Raw genomic sequence first — 23,538 nt, forward strand, 5'->3', positions numbered from 1 at the left:
GGGCTTACCTCAATGAGTTATCTGGAACAAACTCTTCTGGCCTATCAGTCGGGGGCGCGAGCCAACGATCTTTATCAGCGCATGCGCTCGATCAGTCGCCAACTCGGCCGGGATGAAATCAAGCAACTGGCCCGGTATTATGCCGGGCAGAACCGCTAAACATGGGGGAGTTATGAAAAGGTTTCTTATTGTGCAATGCGCCGTACTTCTCGCACTGCTAGGCACTTCCGTCTCCGCCGAGGAGACCCGGATCGTGCTGCGGGTAAAGGGCGTCGATTCCAAGTTCATCGGGAGCGGTGTCGGTGGGATACGAGCGGTGGTCGAGGACGTCGAGACCGGGGAAATTCTGGATCAAGGCTGGATCACCGGCGGCACCGGCGACACCAAACGCCTGATGGAAACCCCGCTCCAGCGCGGTCAACCGCTCGCCGACGACAACACGGCAGGCTATTCGGGTCGGCTCGAACTCGCCGAGCCGCGACTTCTGCGTTTCAAGATATTCGGCCCTTACGGACAGCGCCAATCCCTGCAGGAAGCGAGCGTGACCAGTTGGGTCGTACCCGGCAAGCACATCACCGGCGACGGCATCGTCATCCATTTACCCGGTTTCATCGTGCGCGCCCGAACCGCTGCGCCGGAGAAAGGCCAGGCCAAGCTGGAAGCGGAGGTGACGATGATGTGCGGCTGCCCCATCAGCAAGGGCGGCCTATGGGATGCCGACAAATACGAAGTCAAGGCCTTGCTGAAACGGGACGGCAAGCCGGCGGGCGAATATCCACTGGCGTTCACCGGCGAAGTCAATCATTTCGCGGCGCAGATACCTGCAGCGGACAAGGGCGACTATGAAGCGGTGATTTACGCGTACGACCCTCGCACCGGCAATACCGGGGTAGACCGGGTGGCCTTCACGGTTAGATAACATTGTGGACTAAGCACATTCAGGAAAGTCTTGCGGCATAGGCAACTCTGCCGGGGGACCCCGCCAAGCAAGCCAATCTGTCGAGATTCCGCACACATTTACGGACTGTAGTTGAAGCATTTTCGTACCGACTGTGCGGCACTTGCGAGTAGGTCTGGACTCCTTCCCAATCGCAAACGGTCATCCGGGGAGCGCCCGAATGACCCTTCCAATCGCAAACGGCGTCTTCGGGAAGGGCGTGGCCGGCGCTCCCGGCCAAGCCGTTTGCGATTGGAGCGCCGAAGCCGCCCTTCCCGACGCCATGCTCCGGCCGAGCGTCTTCGTCGGCAAAGGATTGCCGACCTACGACCGTGCCACCCTGTAGGTCGGGAATCCTTTCCCGACGTCGCGGGTCGGTCGAGCGTCTGCGTCGGCAAGGGATTGCCGACCTACAACCGTGCCACCCTGTAGGTCGGGAATCCTTTCCCGACGTCACACGGCCCGGCCAACGGCTTTGTCGGCAAGGGATTGCCGACCTACGACCGTGCCCCCGTAGGTCGGCAATCCTTTCCCGACGTCACGCGGCCCGGCCAACGGCTTTGTCGGCAAGGGATTGCCGACGAATGCTTGAATCGGTTCACCCGAACCGAAGACGCTAGCGACCTCCGCCAAACCTGTTTTGCCGCACGAGCGAATTGTACGGCCTACGCGATTGACGCGACGTGGTCGTACTTATATCACGAGCTAATCGAGCATTATCTTCGAAGCGACGTTGAGGTCCTGGTCAAACCTGTAGACCACGGGTACCCCGGTGGGGATTTCCACCAGAGGAATCTCTTCGTCCGAAATGCCGTCCAGCATTTTGACCAGCGCGCGCAGACTATTGCCGTGCGCGGCCACCAAGACATGGCGTCCCATTCGCAGGTCGAGAGCAATGCGGTCCTGCCAGGCGGGCAGGCATCGCACAAGGGTATCGAACAGCGATTCGCTCGCCGGGAGGACGCGGGGGTCGAGGTGGGCGTAGCGCGGGTCAAAACGCGGATGACGCGGATCATCGTGGCTCAGCGCAGGCGGCCGTACCGAATAGCTGCGCCGCCACACATGAACCTGCTCCTCACCGTGTCGCTCAGCCGTCTCTTTCTTGTTTCAACCCTTGCAATGCGCCATAATGCCGCTCGTTGAGCCGCCAGCTACACGCCAGCGGCACCCACATCCGATCCATCTCGGTCAAAATAAGCCAGGCGGTATGGATGGCACGCTTGAGCATGGAGGTATAAGCGATGTTCACGGAATAGCCTTGCTGGCACAGTATCCGACCGGCGCGGCGGGCCTCCTCGATTCCTTTTTCGATGAGACCGATGTCGGTCCATCCGGTGAAGCGGTTTTCGAAATTCCAGGTGCTCAGCCCGTGGCGCACCAATATCAGGCTTGCATGAGTGCTTTGATTCATTGCAGGACCGTTGGTCAAGCGAGCGTTTGCCGTTCCGCCATCTTCTTCTCCCAGCGATGCTCAGTGGCGGACCCGTACGGTGATAAAGGCGCCCTGGCCGGCACCGGCGCTGACCGGCTCGATGTCGCGGGTCCGCTCAAGCGGTGTGGATAAGGTTTGCACCCAGACCGGGTCGTGAAAGCCCGTATCCATGAGCAGGGCACTGACCTCATCGGCGGAATAGAAGCTAGCCTCCCGGTAGAAGACGTTCTCCGCCTGGTGGGCGAGATAGTCCTGTCCCAGGGGACTGTTCCGGTCGATGAAACCGATGACGAGCACACCGCCCGGCCTAAGGACGCGAGCAGCCTCGCGCAGCATGGCCGCAGGATCTTCCACGAAGCAGATCGTGGTCACGATCAGCGCATAGTCGAACACCTCGTCCGCAAAGGGCAGTGCCTCGGCGATCGCCCGTGTGGCGTGCACGCCGCGGGCGCGAGCGTAGCCCAGCATTTCCGCCGCCGGGTCGATCCCGTAGGCGACGCCCAGAGGCGCGGCGAAGCGTCCGGTCCCCACCCCGATCTCCAGCCCTCGCCCCTGCCAAGGCAGCAGCGCACGCACGGCGAGCAGCTCGGAGAGGTAGGCCGCCCGGTGACGGTCGAACCAATCCTCATAGCGCCGGTGATGCAGGCTAAATGGCCCTGCCCTGGGATCGCCCGTCATAGCAGCTCCCGCAGCGCAGCGACGAAGCGCATGTTGTCCTCGGGCGTCGCGGTGGTCACCCGCATGTAGGCGGGGCCGAGCTGCGGGTCGTTCAGGGGCTTGATGAGGATGTCCTTTTGCCTCAGGCTTTCGGCGATCTCGCCCGCGTCCTCGGGGGTGAAATCGGCCAGAAAGAAATAGGTTTCCGACGGAAACGTCCTCACCCCCAGTGCCTCGAGTTCACCGGCCAAATCCCGGGCCCAGCCGCGCAGGGTGGCGGCGCGCTCCCGAATCTTGTCCTCGTTTTCCAGCGTGGCGATGGCGGCCGCCTGGCTGGCTCGAGCCAGTGGATAAGCATCGTTGCTGGCGTTCAGATCGTCGGCCAGAGCTGCCGGCAATATGGCGTAGCCCACCCGAAAACCCGCCAGGCTGTGAGCCTTGGACAGGGTCCGGGTGACCAGCAGGTTCGGGTATCGCGGCACCTGGTGGGCCACGCTCTGGCCGGCCATGCCGATGAAGGCCTCGTCCACCAGGAAATAAGTGTCGCGGTATCGCTCGAGCAGGCCGGGCAGCGGCGTCATGTCGAAGGTACCGCCGTTGGGGTTGTTGGGATTGACGATCACGGCGAGACTGGTGCCCGCGGGGATCTCCAACTCGCTGAGGTCGAAGCGGAAATCCGCTTCCGGCCGCAGCCGCGTTTCGGTGTAGGACTGGGCAATCTCCGGAAACAGGACATAGGTGGGAGCCAGCAGGTGTACCTGCCGCCCCAAGCGCTGGAACAGCTGGCGCAGGATGAGCTCCGAACCGGCGTTGATGTGGATGAGCCGCTCGGGCACGCCGGTCCGTTCGCTGATGAGCCGGCGCAAGGGTTCGGAGTAGGGCTCGGTATAGTAATTGCTCAAGGGCAGCTCGGCGCGAGCCGCCTCGATAGCCTCCCCGATCGGGGGCAAGGGGTTTTCGCACAGCAGCAGCTTGATGCCTCGGAAGGCACCGCCACCTTTTTCTGCCTTACTGGTCAATTTCGAAACCCTTTATCAGCGGCCGGGCATGAAGAAAGCGATGGCACCGATCCCGGCCATAATCAGCAGCGCCTAGACCAATTTTCACCACGGTTTGGCAGTCTGGATCGGGAAGGTCGTAGGTCGGCAATCCTTTGCCGACAAAGCTCTCGCCGATCCGAGGGGTCAGCAACGAATTGCCGGCCTACGGCACCGCTTCATTTTCGCTTCTTCCTGTCGGCGCACGGAGTCGAGCAGCCCGTCCAAGCCACTTATTCCCGATACCCCTACGCTCTGCGGCTATGACGCGGCTTTCTTGCAGAAGAACCAGTCGACGCACTCGTACCCCTCCTTGAGCCGCGCCTCGGCGTCCTGAGCCGTCTTCGGCGGCGGCACGATCACCTTGTCACCCGGTTGCCAGCTTTCCGGCGTGGCCACACCCTGCTTGTCCGAGGTCTGCAGCGCCTGTACCAGGCGCAGGAACTCGGGGATGGAACGGCCGTTGGTCATGGGATAGTAGACCATGGCGCGCAGGGTACCCTTGTCGTCAATGATGAAGGTGGAGCGCACCGCCGAGGTGTCGGAGGCGCCCGGCTGAATCATGCCGTAAGTATTGGCCACCCGCATCGACAGGTCCTCGATGATCGGGAACGGGATTTCCACGCCGAACTTCTCCTTGATCGTGCGCATCCAGGCAATATGTGAAAAAGTGCTGTCGATGGAAAGCCCGAGCAACTCGCAATTCAGACTCTGGAACTGCGGATAGGCCTTGGCGAAAGCCATGAACTCCGTGGTGCACACCGGGGTGAAGTCGGCCGGATGGGAAAAAAGTACCAGCCATTTGCCGCGGTAATCGCCGAGCTTCTTGACGCCGTGGGTGGTATTCGCCTCGAAAGCGGGGGCCGGCTCGTTCAGGCGCGGCATTTCGAGTGGTTTGGATGGAGTGATATTTTCCATGATCTATCTCCTCTGAAACGGGTATGGAATCGGACAACGGATGCTGTGCTTCTGCCCGACTCGTTTGTCCAATGATTAGATTTGAGACAGAATCGAGCCTTTAAAGGTCCCCCGAGCCTATCCGCGCAAAGCCGTGTCGAGCGGTGTCCCATATCAAAGAAGGAACGGAAGTTCTTATGGATACTCAATTGACAACTTTGTTGCACCAACTGGATCGACGCATCCTGAGCCTCAGCCCTCAGAGAGACGTATTCCTGCTGCGCCTCATCGTGGCCCTGGTTGCGGTCGTCTTCCTGGCCATGGACGCGCTCTACGGCATGCCGTTCTTTTACTGGCTAGGGCTGCCGTTTTATCTCTTCTGTCTGGCGCTCTACGTTCAAGGGCTCGTAAAATCACTCCTGATTTTGCGGCAGGTTTCCGCGGAGCTGCTGATCGTGCTGGTGATGACCGTCACCCTGATCGACGGGAAGCCGCTCAGCGGCGCGATGGTCGCCTGGTTCATCGGGCTCGGTTTGTACATTTCCTTCACCATCATCCGCAGAAATCGGGAAAAGATCGAAAGTCTGGTGAAGCAGGCCAAGCGAACGGCCCTCGTGCTCGCCGGCGGCGAAATCCGCGAAATCCCGGCGGAAGAGGTGAAGCAGGGCGACGTGCTGATCGTGCCCCGCGGCACCGCCGTCCCGGTCGACGGAAGCATTGCGGAGGGAAAATCGTCCATCGACGAGTCCTTCGTCACCGGCGAACCGTTTCCGATCCACAAGGTGCCGGGCGACGAAGTCACTTCCGGCACGCTCAATCTTTCCGCGCCCTTGCAGATTCGGGCCACCAGGAACGGCGACGCTTCGTTTCTTGCTCTGATCGCCGGCGAAATCGAAAAAAGCCTTCAGAAAAAATCCACACTGCAACAAAGGGCGGACAAGATCGTCCAGTACCTCATCCTGGGCGTCACCGGGTATGCGTTCCTGCTGTTTTTCGCCACCGGCAGCCTGGATTTGATGGCGACCGCCCTGTCGGTATTGTGTCCCTGCGCCTGGGCGCTCGCGACGCCGACCGTATTCGCGTCCGGCATAGGCCGCTCGGCGCGGCTCAATATCCTCGCCCGGGGCGGAGAACCCCTGGACATCATGCACGAGATCGACACCGTAATCCTCGACAAGACCGGCACGGTCACCCTGGCCGAACCCAGGGTCAGCCGGGTGATACCGATAGGTGCCGATGAGCGCGAGCTGATCGAGATCGCGGCGTCGGTGGAAACGCGCTTCAGCCATCCGTTGGCGCGGGCCATTTTGAATTTCGCGCGAAACCAGGACATCACGCGATTCAAACCCGTGAGCGACGCCGAGGACCTGCCGGGGCGCGGGGTCAAGGCGCGACTGGAAGACCGCGAAGTGCTGATCGGGAGTCCCGAAACCTTGGAGGCGCTCGGAATCGAAATACCGGACCTCGAATATTCCGGCCGCGCGATCTGGGTCGCCATGAACCGTGAAGTCAAAGGCGCCATCGTCGTTCAGGACGTGATGCGCGCGGAGATGACCAACCTGGGGCAAGCGATCCGCGAACTGGGCGTCAAGCGCGTACTCGTCGCCACCGGTGATCACGAGGAGTCCGAAGCCAGGCGAGTGGCCGATCTGATCGGCGCCGACGGATACCATTTCAATTTCAAACCGGATGACAAGGCGGCGCTGGTGAAGGAACTTCAGTCGTCCGGCAAGGTAGCGATGGTGGGCGACGGGGTGAACGATGCCCCGGCCCTGGCCGCCGCCGATGTGGGCATCGCCATCGGCGGACACAAAAACGTGGCCCTGGCGATCGCCTCATCCGATATCGTGATTCTCGGCGACGATGCCGGCGATTTGCTCACGATCCTCGACATCAGCCGCAAGATGGCGGAGATCACCAAACAGAATTACGCCTGGGCCATGTCCTTCAATACCGTCGGGCTCGCTCTGGCCACCTTCGGCTTCCTCAATCCCGTACTCGCCGCGTTCTTGCACCATATCAGCTCGGTCTTCGTCGTCGCCAATGCGGCACGGCTCTATGCCGGCATCAACACGGCCGCCGATCTGATGGACCGAGTGATGACGGGCCTGAGTCGATGGCAAAGCCAGGTGAGCCGGTTTCTGACGCACAGGGGCCAGGAGGCATGAGCATTCTCGAGACGAGTAACGATCCCCTTCTCGTCCCGCAGCCGAAAAGCCGGTACACCGAACCGGCTCGAGCGGGACGGGACAGCCGAGTTCGGATACGGTTGATGAAACTTTGCCCAGGCAGGCACCGTCCGAACCCTGAAACGCTTGCCCCGAGACACAGGAGCACATCGCAGCGCCGTCTGCTTCGAAGCTTTGGCGCATGATCGCGGACTCTCTTTGCTTGGCCATCGACTAGGCCGCCGATCGAGGATGGAGAGACTTTTAGAATGAGCAATCGCAAATCCAGCGACCTGACGCGACCGGCGGACCTCTTGCAACACGGGCGGAGCACCGGCCCCTTCCGTACGCGGCGTCCGATTTACGTCGACCTCCTGCCGCCCTGCAATAACGCCTGCCCGGCCGGCGAGAACATCCAGTCCTGGTTGTTCGACCTGCGCGCCGGCCGCTATGAAAAGGCCTGGCGGGTCTTGATGGAGGACAATCCGATGCCGGCGGTGCACGGACGCGTCTGCTACCACCCCTGCGAAACCCACTGCAACCGCGGCCCCATCGACAGCCCGGTGAGCATCCACGCGGCCGAGCGGTTCCTCGGCGACCTCGCCTTGCGCGAAGGCTGGCGGATCGAACCCGCCCCGGCCAGCGGCAAGCGGGTCCTGATCGTGGGCGCGGGGCCCAGCGGCCTGTCCTGCGCCTATCACCTGGCCCGGCTGGGCCATCAGGTGGAGATCCACGAAGCGGGTCCCCTGGCCGGCGGCATGATGCACTTCGGCATACCCGCCTACCGCCTGCCGCGCGCGGAGCTGATGGGCGAAATCAGGCGGATCGAGGCCATGGGCGTCAAGATCGTTCTCGATCACAAGGTGGAAGACGTGCTGGCGGAAAAGGAGTCCGGCCGGTTCGACGCGGTGTTCATCGCCGTTGGCGCGCATCTGAGCAAGCGCGTCGGCATCCCGGCGCGTGACGCCGGCAAGATCCTGGACGCGGTGACCTTCCTGCGCCAGACCGCCACCGGCGAAGCGCCCAAGCTCGGCCGGCGCGTGGCCGTCTACGGCGGCGGCAACACCGCCATGGACGCGGCGCGCACGGCCAGGCGCCTGGGCGCCGAAGAGGCGCTCGTCATCTATCGGCGCGACCGGGCGCACATGCCGGCCCATGAATTCGAGGCCGACGAAGCCATCGAGGAAGGTGTCAAGATCAACTGGCTGCGCACCATCAAGGAGATCGACCAGACGCATATCACCGTCGAGGTGATGAGGATCAACCCGGAAGGGTATCCCGAACCGACCGGCCGGTTCGAAACCCTGGAGGCGGACTCGCTGATCCTGGCGCTGGGCCAGGAAACCGATACGCGCTTCCTGCACGAGGTGCCGGGCATCCAGTTCAAGCCCGACGGCGTCGTGATCGTGGACGACAACATGATGACGGGGAGTCCCGGCATCTTCGCGGGCGGCGACATGGTACCGAGCGAGCGGACCGTGACCGTCGCCGTCGGCCACGGCAAGAAAGCCGCGCGCTGTATCGACGCCTATCTTCGCGGCACGCGCTACGTCAAGCCGCCCAAGCATCCGCCGGTAAGCGCCGATATGCTGCGCCTGTGGTACTTCACCGAAGCCGAACGGAAGCGGGAAGCCGAACTCGAACTGGAGAAACGGCGTTACGGCTTCGAGGAAGTGGTCGCGGGGCTCTCCGAGAACGAGGCTCTGTTCGAAGCCAAGCGCTGCTTCTCCTGCGGCAACTGCTTCGTGTGCGACGGCTGCTACGGCGCCTGTCCCGAGGACGCCATCGTCAAGCTGGGACCCGGCAAGCGCTATCGCTACGATTACGACCTCTGCACCGGCTGCGCGGTCTGCTACGAGCAGTGTCCCTGCCATGCGATCGAAATGATTCCGGAACCCCGAGGGGAATAACGATGGCGAAACCGAAAGTCATTACGCTCGACGGCAACGAGGCGGTGGCCCATGTCGCCTACCGCGTCAACGAAGTGTGCGCCATCTATCCCATCACGCCCTCCTCCACCATGGCGGAACTGGCCGACCAGTGGGTGGCCGAGGGCAAGACCAACATCTTCGGCGAGGTGCCCGTGGTGGTGGAGATGCAAAGCGAGGGAGGCGCCGCCGGAGCCGTGCACGGCGCCCTTCAGACCGGGGCGCTGACCACGACCTTCACCGCTTCGCAGGGTCTCCTCCTGATGATCCCGAACATGTACAAGATCGCCGGCGAACTCACCCCGACGGTGTTCCATGTCGCCGCCCGCTCCCTGGCGGCGCAGGCCTTGTCCATCTTCGGCGATCATTCCGATGTCGCCGCAGTGCGGGGCACCGGCTTCGCCCAGATCGCCTCGGGCTCGGTGCAGGAGGCGCACGACATGGCGCTGATCGCCCAGGCTGCGAGCTTGAACAGCCGGATTCCTTTCCTGCATTTCTTCGACGGCTTCCGAACCTCCCACGAAATCAACAAGATCGTGCTGCTCTCGGACGACGAAATCCGGGCCATGATCGACGAGGAGACGGTCCGCGCGCACCGGGCGCGGGCCTTGAATCCCGACAATCCGTTTATCCGCGGCACCGCGCAGAACCCGGACGTTTATTTCCAGGGACGCGAGACCGTAAATCCCTATTACGCGCGTTTGCCGAGCCTGGTACGGAAAACCATGGACCGCTTCGGAGAACTGACCGGCCGCCGGTATCGCCTGTTCGAATACCACGGCGATCCGGAGGCGGAACGCGTGGCCGTGATCATGGGCTCCGGCGCGCACACCCTGCGCCAGACCGTCAATTTTCTGGCCAGGCAGGGCGAAAAAGTGGGCGTCGTTCAGGTGCGTCTGTGCCTGCCGTTTTCCGTCGAGCATTTCCTCGCCGCCCTCCCCTCCACAACCAAAGCCATCGCCGTCCTGGACCGCCTGAAAAGTCCCGGCGCGCTCGGGGAACCCCTGTACACCGATGTGGTCGCGGCGCTGGCGGAAGCGGAGTTCAGCGGTCTCCTTCCGGCCGGGAAGCGGCCCGAGATCGTCGGCGGCCGTTACGGCCTTTCCTCCAAGGAGTTCAATCCGGCCATGGCGAAAGCCGTGCTGGACGAGCTGAAGAAGGAAAGACCCAAGAACGGCTTCACCGTGGGCATCGTCGACGACGTTTCGCACACCAGCCTGGACGTCGATCCCGGTTTCGACATCGAGCCGGACGGCGTGGTGCGCGCCGTGTTCTTCGGTCTGGGCGCGGACGGCACGGTCGGCGCCAACAAGAACAGCATCAAGATCATCGGCGAATCCACCGATCTCCATGCGCAGGGCTATTTCGTCTACGACTCCAAGAAATCCGGCTCCAGGACCACGTCTCACGTGCGGTTCGGGCCAGAGCCGATCGAATCGCCCTATCTCATCGAGTCGGCCAACTTCATAGGCTGCCACCAGTTCAGCTTCATCGAGAAGCTGGACGTGCTGGCCAAGGCCAAGCATGGCGCGGTTCTCCTGCTCAACAGCCGTAAGCGTTCGGCGGTACCCGGACTTGTGGTCGCAGTGGCGAACGGTTAAGTGGTCGCTTGTTACGCCCCGGGCAGCTTGCAGTTGTGAGGAAGCAGGCTGTCGATGTCCTTCTGCTTGGTGGAAGGCAGGCGGTTGAGGACATCCTTCAGATAGGCCTCCGGATTGATGCCCAGCTCCTTGCAGGTCTGGATCAGGCTGAAGACGGTGGCGGCGACCTGGCCGCCCTTGGGCGAGCCGAGGAACAGCCAGTTCTTGCGGCCGATGGTCAGCGGGCGGATGGCCCGTTCGCTCCGGTTGTTGTCGATCTCCAGGCGACCGTCTTCGGTATAGCGCTCCAGCGCCGGCCAGTTCTTGAGGGCATAGCCGATGGCCTGGGCAGTGGGGGTCTTGGGCGCCAGCTGGCGCAGCCGGTCTTCGAGCCAGGCCTTGAACTCGGCCAGGATCGGCCGCGCCTGTTCCTGCCGTAGCTTTCGGGTGCCTTCGGCGTCGAGTTGCTGTTCTTTGGCCTCCCGTTCGATGGCGTAGAGCCGGCCGATGTACTCCAAGGCCTCATGGGCGCTGATGCGCTTGCCGTTCTCGGTCTGTCGGGCAATCTCGAAGAACTTGCGGCGCGCATGCGCCCAGCACGCCACTTCCAGGACCTTGCCTGCGGCGAAGATCTGGTCGTAACCGGCATAGGCGTCCGCCTGCAGGTAGCCGCTGTAGCCTTCCAGTTTGGCCTTGGGATGCTTGCCCGCCCGGGTTTCGGTGTGGTCATAGACGACGATGGGCGGCGAGTGGCCGGCGTATACCCAAAACCGGGTTTCCCGCGTCTTGCCGCGGTCCTGCACCGCCACAGTGGTGTCGTCCGAGAAGATCACCGGCTGTTGCTTGAGCAACGCCAGCATCCGCTCGACCAAGGGCTGCAGCTGCCAGCCGCTCTGGATGACCCAGTCGCACAACGTGGTGCGGGCAATGGGGACACCCTGGTGGGCAAAGATTTGCTCGATGCGGTACAGCGGCAGGTGATAGCCGTATTTGGCCATCAGCAGATGTGCCAGAAGACCCGGCAGAGGGATGCCCTGCTCGATGATTTGCGGCGGGGCCGGTACCGTGGTCAACTGCCCTTGGCACTTCGCGCAGGCGCACTTTTCCCGCCGCGTTTCCACGACCTTCAGTTGCGCCGGGACGTAATCCAAGCGTTCGGAGCTTTCGTAGCCGATCACCGGCCGTTCCTCACCGCAGGCAGGACACTGCCGGTCTTGTGCCGACAACGGCAATACCACGATCTCTCGCGGCAGATGCGCCGGCAGTGCGGTGCGCTTCGGTTGATTCTTGGCGGGCGATTGCACCACCACCGTCTTGAACGCCACCGGACTGGCGACGGGGGCGTCCTCGGGCACCTCATCCCACAGCGGCAGTTGGTCGATGTCGGGGAGGGTCGCCAGTCGCTCGGAACGGGCGCCGAACAGCAGCTTCTTCAGCTGCGCCAGGTCGAATTCCAGCCGTTCGATGCGCGCCTCGCGCTGGGCCAGGGTGGCCTTTAGAGTACGATTTTCTTCGGCGAGAGCGGCGGCATTCATGGCTGCCATTATACCCGGTGGACCACCCGAAAGCCCAGCTCTGATGCGGGTTTCAGGCACTTTCGACTCAGCCGACCCGACCCGCGCGAACCGCGCGGAAACGGGCCACCGTCAGGTCCACGCCTTCCAGCAACAGCAGCAGGTCCGAGCGCGAAATCGTCCCCTGAACCGGCTTGCGGAAGCGGCCTTTCTCCAGCCGCTTGTAGGCCAGCCAGAAACCGTGACGATCCCACCACAACAGCTTCACCTTGTCCCGGTTGAAAAACACGAACACCGCACCCGATAACGGCGAATGCCCCAGACTGCTCTCCACCGCCAGCGCCAAACCATCGATGGACTTGCGCAAATCGACCGGCTCGGCCACCACATACACCGCCGCCGCACTCAGAATCGTCGCCAGCATCACGAGACCAATGCGGCCACCACCTGCTTCAACAACCCGGCATCGAACCCCGGTTTCACCTCGATGCGAACCCCGCCCACCGACAACCACAGACCACCGACTGCTGTCTCACCGCCATCTACCCGCATCAACGTCAGTGGCGCCACCACCGCTGGCTGCGCTACGCGTCGACGCCAGTAGATGAACGCCGCATAGCTGACCGCCTCGCGCGCACACCAAGCGCGCACCGACAACCCACTCCCTGCCTGTTGCTCCAGCAGGACCCGCCAATGCATCTCTCGTTCTTGTTTCGTCATCGCCATCTCCTCCTCTTCGGGAATATGGCGATACTGTGACTCAGGCGCTAATCGGTGGGAATTATGCGGACAGCCGGACGCTTACCAACAGCCCGCACGGCCCGGACGACGTATGGGACCGGCTGCCCACGAGGTTCAGCGGCAGATCATCGACAAGGCGCTGAAGCTCTATGTGATCGACGCTTCCGGGGTCGCCCTGGAAACCGGCATGGGCGGACGCACCAACACCATCATGCAGACCTGCTTCTTCGCCCTGTCCGGCGTTTTGCCGCGCGATCAGGCGATCGCCAAGATCAAGGAAGCGATCAAGAAGACCTACGGCAAGAAGGGCGAGGAGATCGTGCGGAAGAACTACGAGGCGGTCGATCGAACCCTTTCCGCCCTGCACGAGGTGAAAGTCCCGGACCAGGCGACCGGCACCCTCAAGCGCCCGCCGGTGGTTTCCGAGGAGGCGCCCGATTTCGTGCGCCGGGTCACGGCGATGATGATGGCCGACCGGGGCGACGAACTGCCGGTGAGCCTGATGCCGGCGGACGGCACCTTCCCGTCGGGCACCACCCGGTGGGAGAAGCGCAACATCGCGCAATCCGTGCCCGTGTGGGAGCCCGATATCTGCATCCAGTGCGGCAACTGCGGCTTCGTCTGTCCGCACAGCGTCATCCGCGCCAAGTTCTACCACGAATCCCGGCTCGAGAACGCACCCGAAACCTTTCGGTCGGCGCCGGTCACCGCCTACGGTTTTCCCGAAACCCGCTATACCTTGCAGGTCTATGTCGAGGATTGCACGGGCTGCGGCCTGTGCGTCGAGGTCTGCCCGGCCAAGAGCCTCACCCGGAGCGGCGTCAAGGCCATCAACATGCGGCCCAAGGACCCGATACAGGAACCGCAGAAGGCGAATATCCGCTTCTTCGAAACCATTCCGGTGAACGACCGCGCCCGGGTCGATTTCTCGTCGGTGCGCGGCGCGCAGTTTCTCGAACCCTTGTTCGAATTTCCCGGCGCCTGCGCGGGCTGCGGCGAGACGCCCTACGTTCGGCTGCTGTCGCAACTCTTCGGCGGTCGCCTGATCGTCGCCAACGCCACCGGCTGCTCCTCCATTTACGGCGGCAATCTTCCGACCACGCCCTGGACCGTGAATGCCGAAGGAAACGGCCCCGCCTGGTCGAACTCGCTGTTCGAGGACAATGCCGAATTCGGCTTCGGCTTTCGCCTTACCGCCGATCAGCACTTGGCTCTGGCGCAGCGGCTCGCCCGCGAGCTGAAAGATTCGCTAGATCCCGAATTGGTGGACGAAATCCTGGCCGCGCCGCAGCTCACCGAGTCGCAGATCCGCGCCCAGCGCGAGCGCGTTGCCAAGCTCAAGACCATGCTGCTGAAACGGACCGACGACAAGGCGAAGGATCTTCTGTCGGTGGTCGACCAACTGGTGCGGCGCAGTATTTGGATCGTCGGCGGAGACGGCTGGGCTTACGACATCGGCTCGGGGGGCCTCGACCATGTGCTGGCCTCGGGCCGCGACGTCAACGCGCTGGTGCTGGACACCGAGGTGTATTCCAACACCGGCGGGCAGATGTCCAAGGCGACGCCGCTCGGCGCCGTGGCCAAATTCGCGGCGGCCGGCAAGACCGTCGCCAAGAAGGACCTGGCCCTGCAGGCGATCGCCTACGGCAATGTCTATGTGGCGCGCGTCGCCATGGGGGCGAACCCGCAGCAGACCCTGCTCGCCTTCCGCGAGGCGGAAGCCTATCCCGGTCCTTCCCTGATCCTCGCCTACAGCCATTGCATCGCCCACGGCTACAATCTGCAACACGGCATGCACCAGCAGGATCTGGCCGTCGCCAGCGGCTATTGGCCCTTGATCCGGTACAACCCGGCGCTGCGCCGGTCGGACCGGAATCCGTTCGTGCTGGATTCGGCGCGTCCGCGCATCCGATTCAAGGAGTATGCCTACAACGAGCTGCGCTTTAAGATGCTGAGCCATACCAATCCACGGAACTTCGAACGCCTGATGGGGATGGCGCAGCAGGTGGTCGATCAAAAATGGGACATTTACGAGGAAATGGCCAGCCGCGCCGGCAGCCGCTTTCATCCCGACGCCAGCGTCGACCTTCCGTAACAGGGGAGCCCGCATGGATCTGAAGACACGCTATATGGGACTGGAGCTCGATCATCCCGTGGTCGCCTCGGCCTCGCCGCTTTCCGAGACGCTGGACGGCATTCGCCGGCTGGAGGACGGCGGGGTCTCGGCGGTGGTCCTGTTCTCGCTGTTCGAGGAGCAGATCCGCCAGGAAAGGATGGCGTTCGTTCAGCTGATGGATCACCCGTCGGAAAGTTATGCCGAGTCGCTGAGCTACTTCCCCGACGTGGGCGATTTCCGTGTCGGCCCGGACAGCTATCTGAGCCTGGTCCAGCGCGCCGCCGAGGCCGTGGACATTCCGGTCATCGCCAGCCTCAACTGTGCGACCGGCGAGGGCTGGATCGAATACGCCCGGCAACTGCAGGAGGCCGGCGCCAAAGCCCTGGAGCTCAATATCTACGGCATCGAAGCGGGCCTGGATGTGTCCGGGCGCGAGGTCGAGCAGCGCTACCTGGACATCCTGCGGATGGTCAAGCAAGCCGTCTCCATCCCGGTGGCACTGAAGCTGAGCCCTTTCTTCAGCGCCTTCGGCCATATCGCCCAGCAGTTCGATGCCGAGGGCGCCGATGCCCTGGTCCTGTTCAACCGCTTCTATCAGCCCGATCTCGATATCGTCAACCTGGAGGTCGCTCCGACCCTCTCCCTCAGTCACGCCGGGGAGCTTCGCCTGCCCCTGCTCTGGATCGCGCTTCTGCGCGGCCGGATCAAGGCTTCGCTCGCGGCGACGCGGGGCGTGGAAAGCGCCGTCGAAATCATCAAGTATCTCCTCGCCGGCGCGGACGTGGTGATGGTCGCCTCCGCCCTGCTGCGCAATGGTCCGGACTATGCCGGCACGCTGGTGGACGGTTTGAGGGACTGGATGGAGCAGCGCGGGTTTCAATCGCTGGAACCCATGCGCGGCATCATGAGCCGCGCCAACGTGGCGAATCCGGGAGCCTTCGAACGCGCCAATTACATCAAGATACTGGAAAGCTATTGATAAACCGTGAGACTGCCATTGAGATTGCCCGCAAGCGGGCTGAGGAGAACGGCTGGCGATTCGTGGAACCTCTGGAGGTCGTGTATCGCGTCGGCTGGTTCGGTGACTCGAAGCGGTTCGAGATCAGGACCAACATCGGCAAGAGAGGCGGAAATGCTTATTTCGTGATCGACGCGGTGACGGGCGAGATCCTTCTTAATCCTGTTCAGGCCAAGGCCACGTCCAGAATCAACATAACGATGAAGCCCAGGATGGCGCCCAGCGTGGCGACATTGGTATTGCCCCGCTGCCGCGATTCGGGGATCACTGCTGCAATAACCACATAGATCATGGCTCCGGCGGCGAAGGCGAGCGCATAGGGCATGATGGGAAAGCACACCGTTACGGCAGCGGCACCAACCACGGCGGCGACGGGTTCGACCACGGCCGACAGCTGCCCGTACCAGAAGCTGCGGAACCGCGGCCAGCCGACACGGCGCAGGGGCATGGCCACCGCCGCGCCCTCCGGAAAGTTCTGCAAACCGATGCCGATGGCTAGAGCAACGGCGGCGCCGGGACCGGCGGTCCCCGGATCGCAGGCCACGGCGCCGAAGGCCACGCCCACGGCCAGCCCCTCGGGAATGTTATGCAGGGTGATGGCGAGCACCAGCAACATGGTGCGCCGCCAGGTCGTGACGGCGCCCTCTTCCGCCTGCATCGCCGCACCGAGTTGAAAGTGAGGCATGAGCCTATCGGACAGACTCAGCGCCAAGGCGCCGAGCGCGAATCCCATCGCCGCCGGGAACCAGGCAAAGCGGCCATAGCCCTCGGACAGATCGATCGCGGGCGCAAGCAGCGACCAATAACTGGCGGCCAACATCACGCCCGCCGAAAATCCCAACATGGCGTCGAGCTGCTTTTGGTTCACTCGTTTCGCAAAAAACACCAGGGCGGCGCCAAGTGCAGTCATTCCCCACGTAAACAGCGAGGCCAGAAAGGCCTGCAAAACATGCGGCCGTTCGGCAAACCAGTTGGAAGCGGCCGTAGCGCCGCCATCGACACACACGCCGGGGGCGGATAGGTTCCAGCCGTCGCCCAGCGCGGACAGGCAGCCAACCGGGTCACTCACCGCCGAACAGCTTGGAAAGAGCTTCCTCGTACTCGGCTCTGGCCTTTCGCCAGGCCGCGTATTTTTCGAGTTCAGCCTTCACGAGTTTCAGAATCAGCGCCATGACGGCCACATCGTCCAGGTAGCCGACCACCGGGATCAGGTCCGGGATCAGTTCTACCGGATTGACCAGGTACAGGAGGCCGAAAGCCACGGCGGCGATCGCCCAGGGCGCGATATCACGGTACGTCCCGGATCGGTAATCCCGGATCAATTCCAGGCACAGGAGGATATCCAGCCAGACTTTATGCAACGGGGGAATCGTCTTGACCTTGTCCTCGATCTCCCTGGTCTTCTCGATGATCCGGTCGAAATACCGCGGGGTGATTTTTGCACCGTTTCGCTCGAAGAACGCTTTGTTCAGCTGGTCGTGCTCACGGTTCTCCGGCATAGGTCCATCTCCATGTGGTTATCGGCTTACACCGAAAAAGCAAGCCATTCCGGCCTGAACAGTAGCAGCAACCCGATCACGATCAGCACCGCGCCGCCGATGGCATGGGCATGCCGCACGTAAGCGCCGGTCAGTCCTGTTACCCGCAAAGTTTGCATGGCGACGAAAAACACGAAGAGGTCGTCCAGCATGAACACCAGGATATAAAGACCGAGATAAGCATGGTATTGCCATGTCGGCAGCTCGCTCAACGCGAGCACCTGAGTATAGACGGCCGGGATGCCGGCTGAGCAGATTAGTTCCACCAGATTCACCGCGACGGCGAGCAGGACGATACCCGAGAGCGCGAGCAGGAAACGCTGCTCGCTCGCAAGAGAGCGCAGCCGCTGGAAAATTCGCTGCCGGGATTCGGGAGCAGTCACCTTGCAGATGGCTTCGGGATTCGCGAAATATTCGTAAAGGTAATAAGCGCCGCCGCCCAGGGCGAGCATTCCGACCAGGGCACGAATCCAAAGCAGCATGCCGAAGAAAAGCAGCAGATTCAGCCAGGCCGCCATGAACAAGTAGTAAACCGCAGCCGAGGCGACGATGAACGCGCTGCCGAGCACCCACATCCGAAACCGGTTGCGCAATCCCACCAGCAGACTGATCAGGAACAGCAGGGTCCACATGGCGCACGGGTTGAATCCGTCCACAGCGGCGAGCATCAGGGTCAATAAAGGAAGAGAGACTTTTGCGATGGTCACTTCGCCGAATATCGGCAGTTTCAGTACTTCCGGCGTTTTCGCGACCGGCCGCGACAAGTCGTGGGCCGGTAGTTTTGCTTCCCCGGTCAGGAGCGGCCACACGAGATCTTTGCAGAGGACCTGCTGACAGGCTCGGGCAGCGGATCTGATTTCCGCGCCGGTCGTGGAATCGTCGTTGTATCCATCGAAGAATGTCTCCCCGACCACGGTTAGAGGCACCCCCGGCCGCTCGATTCCGAAATATCGCACCAACCCCGCAAAAACGTCGTAATTGCCGGTTTCGCGGCTGATTTCCAGATAATGTATACGAATGCTCTCGTCCTCTCCCGCCCACCGCCTGAGGAATTCCTTCTCGCGCTGACAGTGGGGACAGCCGTCTTTCCAAAAGAAATAAACATCTATTTTCAGCTCGTCGGGTATCTCGGCATTCGTGTATCCGGCGGCGCAGAACAGCCAGAAGAACACGAGGTAAGGCTGGTATATCGAGTTTCTGCCGTATCGCATCGTCGCGCCGTCTCCTGAAATGGTTTGTAGGTGGATTCGGGACGTCGTTCACCTGAACTATACGACGAGTCAACCGGCAGGCGCGAAATTTTCGAGGACGGCGGACCAGGAACAAGGCCGCAGGACCTTCAAGGGAGACGGCGCGATTAGGGGGCACCATAGTTTAGCGGCACGGGCAGCACGGTCGGCAATCCCTTGCCGACTACGCCTGGGGCAAGCCCGACGGCAACCCGCAAAGCGGTCTAACCCGCGCCTCCGGCAATTTCCTTGGGACAACATTTCTCCCACGCGTTAAAACCGCCCACGAGATCGATCGTATTGTCGAATCCCTGCCCTTCCAGCAAGCTGGTGGCGATGGACGAGCGGTAGCCGGTGCCGCAATGGACCACGATGGGACGGTCGCGGGGCAGTTCGCCGCTGCGCTCCGCCAGCCCGTTCAGCGGGATATTAAGGCTGTCGCCGATGCGTTTCTGCTGCCATTCGTTCTCCGTGCGCACATCGAGAACCAGGGGCGGCTGCGCCGATGCCAGTCTTTCGCCCAGGGTCGGAGCGGCGATGCGGTCTGTCCGCCGAATGAGATCCGGACGCTGCTCCAGCGCCGCCATGCCCCCTTCGAGATATCCCGCGACATTGTCGAAACCGATTCGGCCGAGGCGCATCGCGGCTTCCTGTTCGAGGCCGGGTTCGGCGATGAGTACGATGGGACGGGTGCGCTCGAGCAGGGTTCCCGCCCACGTGGCATACGGTCCACCGAGACCGATGTTGATGCTGTCCGCCAGATGAGCGCCGGCGAAATCCGCCGTCTCGCGTACGTCCAAAAGCTGCGCGCCGGCCTGTTTCATTTCCAGGACCCGCTCGAGCGAGAGCGGTTTCAACTCCGTCGCCAAAGTTTCTTCTAACGTAGCGCGCTCCTTGCGGTTGAGTACGGCGTCATGGGAAAAATATTTCGGCGCTTCCGGCTGGCCGGCAGTGACCAGGCGGATGAAGTCCTCCTTACTCATGGGCTTGAGAGCATAGTTGTACTGGCGCTGCGCCCCCATGGTGGAGAAAAGATCGGTGCTGAGACTCTTCCCGCACATCGAGCCCGCGCCGTGCGCCGGATAAACCAGGGTTTCGTCCGGCAAGGACAACAACTTTTCGTGCAGAGAATCGTAAAGCATCGCGGCCAGGTCTTCGGCCGAAACGCCGAACGAGGCCAAAAGATCCGGACGCCCCACATCGCCGATGAAGAGCGTATCCCCTGTCAGCACGGCATAGGGAATTTCCGCGCTCTTGGCCAGATCGTAAACCACGATCGAGATCCCTTCCGGCGTATGGCCGGGCGTTTCCAGGACCTTCAGGCGCACCTGGCCGAACTCCACGGCGTCGCTGTCCGGATGGGGAATGAACGCGAATTCGGCATCCGCCCGCGCGCCCAAATGGATCTTGGCATCGACGCGATCCCGGAGTTCCAGGTGGCCCGCGATGAAATCGGCATGAAAGTGGGTCAGGAACACATGGCGAATCTCGAAACCTTCCCGGCGCGCCTCCTCCAGATATTGCTCGATATCGCGCTGGGGATCGACGACGACCGCGGTTTTCGTCTCTTCATCGCCGATAAGGTAAGACGCGTGGGCGAGACAGCCGAGATAGAACTGCTTGAAGAACATGGAAGCCTCCTCCTGGATTGGCGTAATGCATTTCCTTGGACACGACCGACCGGGACAATGATCCCGGTCAGTTCGTCGCTGACGGACATATCGCTCCTTTAAACCTGGAAACGGCAGTTGACCGCTTGGATGGCGTAGAAGCGCCGCATGGATTCCGACCGTCGTCCCTTCTACCAATTTCACCGCTTGGGTGAAGCCGGCAATCACTTGCTGGTACTCAACGGTTCCTGCTCGGTTCCTCGGCCGTTTCGTAAAGCTCCATAACCAGTCGTTTAAACCAGAGGGGCTTCCTCAAGACGATATAAACAGCCACCAATGTGGTGATCGGAAATGGAAAGATGTCGATGATCTCGAGCAAAACGAAACCGACTAGAAGTTTCGCTTTGATGCCGATTCGTTTCACGCCGTTAATCCTTGGTTTGCATGTAGAAAAGTTCGCCATCAAAATCCGAGCGTGGCAACGCGTCTCAAACCGGCGTATGCGGACTCGCCTCTCGGTCTCCCCAACGATGGAACAGCCAAATCACGATTACGAACAACGCCGAAAAGCCACTCAGCCAGAACACCGACGAGGCCGGATGCTGCGGATAGGTAGCGGCTTGATAGAACGCTGTGGCGGTCATATAGGCCAAGCCGGTCGTCCAGAACATCAGGAACAAGGCCCAGCGCCGTCCCGCTTCCCGATAAACGGAAACGGTGGTGACGATGCAGGGGAAATACAACAGCACGAACAGCAAATAGGCGAGAGCCGCGGGCGGGCCGACGAAACGCTCCTTCATCTCGGTGACGAACAGAGTCTTGGGAACGGCCCTATTCCGGGCGCTGTCGATACCGAGTAACTTGGCCAGATTGGCGGGAACGGTGGCGGCCGCGTTTCGAAGCCTGCCCGCCAGATCGAATTCGCCCATCGACGGTCGCGGCCGGTCCGCTTGAGTGTAGATCGCTTCCAGCGTCCCGATCACCACGACCTTGTGCAGGACTCCGGTGAACAAGGCCACGGTGGCCGGCCAGTTCTCCTCGTCGATGCCCATCGGTCCGAACGCCGGGGTCAGCGTACGACCCGCCGCGCTCAGCACCGAACGGTCGACGTTTCGATTCGGGAAAGTCCCGTCCGCCCCGACGCTGTTCAGTATCTGGATGAGCATGACCATTGGTACGATAAACTTGCCGGCTTTAAAGATAAAGGCTTTGACCCTCTGCCAGGTGTTCAGCCAAACGTTCGTGACGCGAGGTGTGTGGTACGGGGGCATTTCCAGGATATGAAACGAGGCCTTTTGCCGAAGCAGTGTGTTTTTCATGATCAGGCCGGTCAGAATCGCGAAAGCGATGCCGGTGAGATAAAGACCGAAGATCACGATATGCGCCTGTTGCGGGAAGAATGCCTCGGAAAAGAGCACATACACCGGCAGTCGAGCGCCGCAGGACAGGAAAGGTATCATGAGTATGGTCAGAATCCGGTCGCGCGGTCGTTCCAGCGTACGGCACGCCATCACCGCCGGCACATTGCAGCCGAAACCCACCACCATGGGAATAAAGGATTTACCCGGCAAACCCAGAATTCCCATGAAGCGATCCATGACGAACGCGGCGCGCGTCATGTAGCCGGAGTCTTCCAGCAGGGATATGAAAATGTATAGGAACGCAATGATCGGGATAAATGCGATGACCTCGCGTACGCCGTTGCCGAGACCGCCCGCGAGCAGGGCCGTTCCCCACTCCGGGACTCCCAAACGGGTAAGCATAGCTGCGAAACCGTCGACGAACAGGGTTTGTGCGGAAAGATTGAAAAAAGGCTTGAACGCCCTGCCGAGCTGTATCGCGAAGAAGAACATCAGGTACATGACGCCGAGAAAGATCGGCAGTCCCAACCAGCGGTTGAGCACGATGCGGTCAAGGGCATCGGTGACCGGCTTTCGGGCCGAAGTCGCCTCCGTGAGCGTTTCCTGGATCAAGGTACGAATGAAGCGATAACGGCTGTCCGCGATCAAGAGATCGGGTCCCTCGCCAGTGAGCTCTTCGATGAGCTTTCTTTGTTGCGGCACCAGCTTTCGCGTTTCGCGGTCCGTCCGTTCGGCAGCCCAGGCATCGCCCTCCAAAAGCTTTAGAGCCAGCCAGCGGTCGTTCTGGTCCGGCGCGATCCTCTCGATGCCGGGCAGGAGACGGGCGATGGCTTGCTCGACCACGTCGGGATAGGTGAGCGTCACCCGTGGGGAGGTCTGCTCGGAGGCCAGCCGGAGAACGATCGGTTTGACCGGCTCGATGGCCTCCGATCTTGTGCCTATGACCGGGACGGCCAGCGTGCCGAGCCGTTCCGACAGTCTTGCCGCGTCCAGTTCGGCGCCCCGCTGCTCGAGGATGTCCATCATGTTGAGCATCACCAGAAGCGGCACCTTCATCTCGAGTAGCTGCACCGTGAGATAGAGGTTCCGTTCCAGGTTCGAGGCATCGACGATGTCGACGACCAAATCGGTTTGCCCCGACAGGATGTAATCCCGGGCGATCTGCTCGTCCAGGGAAACCGATTCCTCCCGGACATCGAGCGAATACAGGCCCGGCAGGTCCACGACGTCGATGTGGCGGTTCCGGAACGAAAAATGGCCGGTCTTCTTCTCCACGGTGACGCCCGGCCAGTTGCCGACCCGCTGCCGGGCGCCGGTCAGACCGTTGAAGATCGTCGTCTTGCCGCTGTTGGGATTTCCGACCACGGCGATGGTGAAATCGGCCGATGCCTCTTCGGCTTCGACTGCCGCCGTGGCCTCGTCCGCAATGCGCTCGACCTTGAGGCAGTCGATTTCTTGCCGGCGCAGGCTGAGGTCGAATCCCCGGACATGAATTTCGATCGGATCGCCCAAGGGGGCGAAGCGGATGACGGTAAACTCCGTGTCCGGCGTCAATCCCATGGCCAGAAGCTTTTGCCGGTATACCGGGTTGCCGCCCTCGAACCCCACGATGCGGCCCTTCTCACCGGCCGCGAGATCGTGCAATCTTGTGCTCATAATGTGTAACGTCCTTCTTGAGATCGAGTCTAATTTGTTAGCCGGCAGAAGCTTGCGACTCGTTACCGCAAGGTTCAAACTGGAGTCGTCGTTCGCTTACCGCGATGTATCCAAGAAAC

General features: G+C 61.9%; 21 protein-coding genes and 1 pseudogene. 8 read left to right on the forward strand and 14 right to left on the reverse strand.

Translation table 11 applies throughout. From position 1 onward, the window contains the following. The first annotated feature begins 12 nt into the window (after positions 1 to 12). The 3 genes from sS8_RS27965 (at position 13) to sS8_RS27970 (ending at position 1,283) form a co-directional block, all read left to right on the forward strand. A complete protein-coding gene (locus tag sS8_RS27965) occupies positions 13 to 159 on the forward strand; it encodes a c-type cytochrome (RefSeq protein WP_170160968.1) in 147 nt (48 codons plus the stop codon). A gap of 13 nt (positions 160 to 172) precedes the next feature. Further along, complete coding sequence (locus sS8_RS05800; protein ID WP_119628818.1) at positions 173 to 919, forward strand: hypothetical protein; 747 nt, start codon at positions 173 to 175, stop codon at positions 917 to 919. 199 nt (positions 920 to 1,118) lie between these two features. Then, the gene (locus sS8_RS27970; RefSeq protein WP_170160969.1) at positions 1,119 to 1,283 is read left to right on the forward strand and encodes a hypothetical protein; all 165 of its coding nucleotides are present in this window, start codon (positions 1,119 to 1,121) and stop codon (positions 1,281 to 1,283) included. Positions 1,284 to 1,642: 359 nt separating this feature from the next. Here sS8_RS27970 and sS8_RS29715 read toward each other — a convergent pair whose 3' ends face one another. The 5 genes from sS8_RS29715 to sS8_RS05830 form a co-directional block, all read right to left on the reverse strand. After that, complete coding sequence (locus tag sS8_RS29715) at positions 1,643 to 1,999, reverse strand: 2,3-bisphosphoglycerate-dependent phosphoglycerate mutase (protein WP_331852282.1); 357 nt, start codon at positions 1,997 to 1,999, stop codon at positions 1,643 to 1,645. A 25-nt stretch (positions 2,000 to 2,024) separates the two neighbouring features. Beyond that, positions 2,025 to 2,348, reverse strand: coding sequence for a 2,3-bisphosphoglycerate-dependent phosphoglycerate mutase (locus sS8_RS29720; protein ID WP_331852283.1), 324 nt, complete (start codon positions 2,346 to 2,348; stop codon positions 2,025 to 2,027). A gap of 60 nt (positions 2,349 to 2,408) precedes the next feature. After that, on the reverse strand, positions 2,409 to 3,047 hold the full coding sequence (locus sS8_RS05815) for a class I SAM-dependent methyltransferase (RefSeq protein WP_119628820.1): 639 nt from the start codon (positions 3,045 to 3,047) through the stop codon (positions 2,409 to 2,411). Further along, the gene (locus tag sS8_RS05820) at positions 3,044 to 4,045 is read right to left on the reverse strand and encodes a pyridoxal phosphate-dependent aminotransferase (protein WP_119628821.1); all 1,002 of its coding nucleotides are present in this window, start codon (positions 4,043 to 4,045) and stop codon (positions 3,044 to 3,046) included. Before sS8_RS05820 ends, sS8_RS05815 begins: the two co-directional genes overlap by 4 nt. A 279-nt stretch (positions 4,046 to 4,324) precedes the next feature. Then, positions 4,325 to 4,981, reverse strand: a complete 657-nt coding sequence (locus sS8_RS05830) for a peroxiredoxin (RefSeq protein WP_119628823.1) — start codon at positions 4,979 to 4,981, stop codon at positions 4,325 to 4,327. A gap of 176 nt (positions 4,982 to 5,157) precedes the next feature. On the opposite strand from sS8_RS05830, the gene sS8_RS05835 reads away from it, so the two are divergent. From sS8_RS05835 to sS8_RS05845, 3 genes and pseudogenes are all read left to right on the forward strand, one after another. Next, on the forward strand, positions 5,158 to 7,128 hold the full coding sequence (locus tag sS8_RS05835; RefSeq protein WP_119628824.1) for a heavy metal translocating P-type ATPase: 1,971 nt from the start codon (positions 5,158 to 5,160) through the stop codon (positions 7,126 to 7,128). Positions 7,129 to 7,397: 269 nt separating this feature from the next. Further along, the gene (locus tag sS8_RS05840) at positions 7,398 to 9,038 is read left to right on the forward strand and encodes an NAD(P)-binding protein (protein WP_119628825.1); all 1,641 of its coding nucleotides are present in this window, start codon (positions 7,398 to 7,400) and stop codon (positions 9,036 to 9,038) included. Positions 9,039 to 9,040: 2 nt separating this feature from the next. Then, a pseudogene (locus sS8_RS05845) lies at positions 9,041 to 10,606 on the forward strand (2-oxoacid:acceptor oxidoreductase family protein); the annotation flags it as partial. A 62-nt stretch (positions 10,607 to 10,668) separates the two neighbouring features. Here sS8_RS05845 and tnpC read toward each other — a convergent pair. The 3 genes from tnpC to tnpA are packed head-to-tail and all read right to left on the reverse strand — an operon-like array spanning position 10,669 to position 12,876. Continuing rightward, positions 10,669 to 12,180 (reverse strand): IS66 family transposase, encoded by a 1,512-nt coding sequence (tnpC, locus tag sS8_RS05850; protein WP_119628671.1) that lies wholly within the window; start codon positions 12,178 to 12,180, stop codon positions 10,669 to 10,671. 58 nt (positions 12,181 to 12,238) lie between these two features. Beyond that, the gene (gene tnpB / locus sS8_RS05855) at positions 12,239 to 12,574 is read right to left on the reverse strand and encodes an IS66 family insertion sequence element accessory protein TnpB (RefSeq protein WP_119628826.1); all 336 of its coding nucleotides are present in this window, start codon (positions 12,572 to 12,574) and stop codon (positions 12,239 to 12,241) included. Then, complete coding sequence (gene tnpA, locus sS8_RS05860) at positions 12,574 to 12,876, reverse strand: IS66 family insertion sequence element accessory protein TnpA (protein ID WP_119627851.1); 303 nt, start codon at positions 12,874 to 12,876, stop codon at positions 12,574 to 12,576. The genes tnpB and tnpA overlap by 1 nt, the downstream gene beginning before the upstream one ends. A gap of 106 nt (positions 12,877 to 12,982) precedes the next feature. Between tnpA and sS8_RS05865 the strand changes: the two genes are divergently transcribed. Then, positions 12,983 to 14,986, forward strand: coding sequence for a 2-oxoacid:acceptor oxidoreductase family protein (locus sS8_RS05865; protein WP_232020532.1), 2,004 nt, complete (start codon positions 12,983 to 12,985; stop codon positions 14,984 to 14,986). A 13-nt stretch (positions 14,987 to 14,999) separates the two neighbouring features. Continuing rightward, positions 15,000 to 15,986 (forward strand): dihydroorotate dehydrogenase-like protein, encoded by a 987-nt coding sequence (locus sS8_RS05870; protein ID WP_119628827.1) that lies wholly within the window; start codon positions 15,000 to 15,002, stop codon positions 15,984 to 15,986. Between the two features lie 205 nt (positions 15,987 to 16,191). Here sS8_RS05870 and sS8_RS05875 read toward each other — a convergent pair whose 3' ends face one another. The 6 genes from sS8_RS05875 to feoB form a co-directional block, all read right to left on the reverse strand. Then, positions 16,192 to 17,094, reverse strand: a complete 903-nt coding sequence (locus tag sS8_RS05875) for a ZIP family metal transporter (RefSeq protein ID WP_232020533.1) — start codon at positions 17,092 to 17,094, stop codon at positions 16,192 to 16,194. After that, complete coding sequence (locus sS8_RS05880; protein WP_119628828.1) at positions 17,087 to 17,524, reverse strand: YkvA family protein; 438 nt, start codon at positions 17,522 to 17,524, stop codon at positions 17,087 to 17,089. Before sS8_RS05880 ends, sS8_RS05875 begins: the two co-directional genes overlap by 8 nt. 26 nt (positions 17,525 to 17,550) lie before the next feature. Next, a complete protein-coding gene (locus tag sS8_RS05885; RefSeq protein WP_119628829.1) occupies positions 17,551 to 18,774 on the reverse strand; it encodes a glutaredoxin family protein in 1,224 nt (407 codons plus the stop codon). Positions 18,775 to 19,016: 242 nt separating this feature from the next. After that, entirely contained in the window at positions 19,017 to 20,423 is a 1,407-nt protein-coding gene (locus sS8_RS05890) for an MBL fold metallo-hydrolase (RefSeq protein WP_119628830.1), read from the reverse strand. A 217-nt stretch (positions 20,424 to 20,640) separates the two neighbouring features. Continuing rightward, positions 20,641 to 20,826: a hypothetical protein gene (locus tag sS8_RS05895; RefSeq protein ID WP_119628831.1), complete on the reverse strand. Its 186-nt coding sequence runs from the start codon at positions 20,824 to 20,826 to the stop codon at positions 20,641 to 20,643. 64 nt (positions 20,827 to 20,890) lie between these two features. After that, positions 20,891 to 23,419 (reverse strand): Fe(2+) transporter permease subunit FeoB, encoded by a 2,529-nt coding sequence (gene feoB / locus sS8_RS05900; RefSeq protein WP_119628832.1) that lies wholly within the window; start codon positions 23,417 to 23,419, stop codon positions 20,891 to 20,893. Positions 23,420 to 23,538: the final 119 nt, after the last annotated feature.

Origin of the sequence: Methylocaldum marinum, from assembly GCF_003584645.1 — a bacterium.
GTDB lineage: Bacteria > Pseudomonadota > Gammaproteobacteria > Methylococcales > Methylococcaceae > Methylocaldum > Methylocaldum marinum.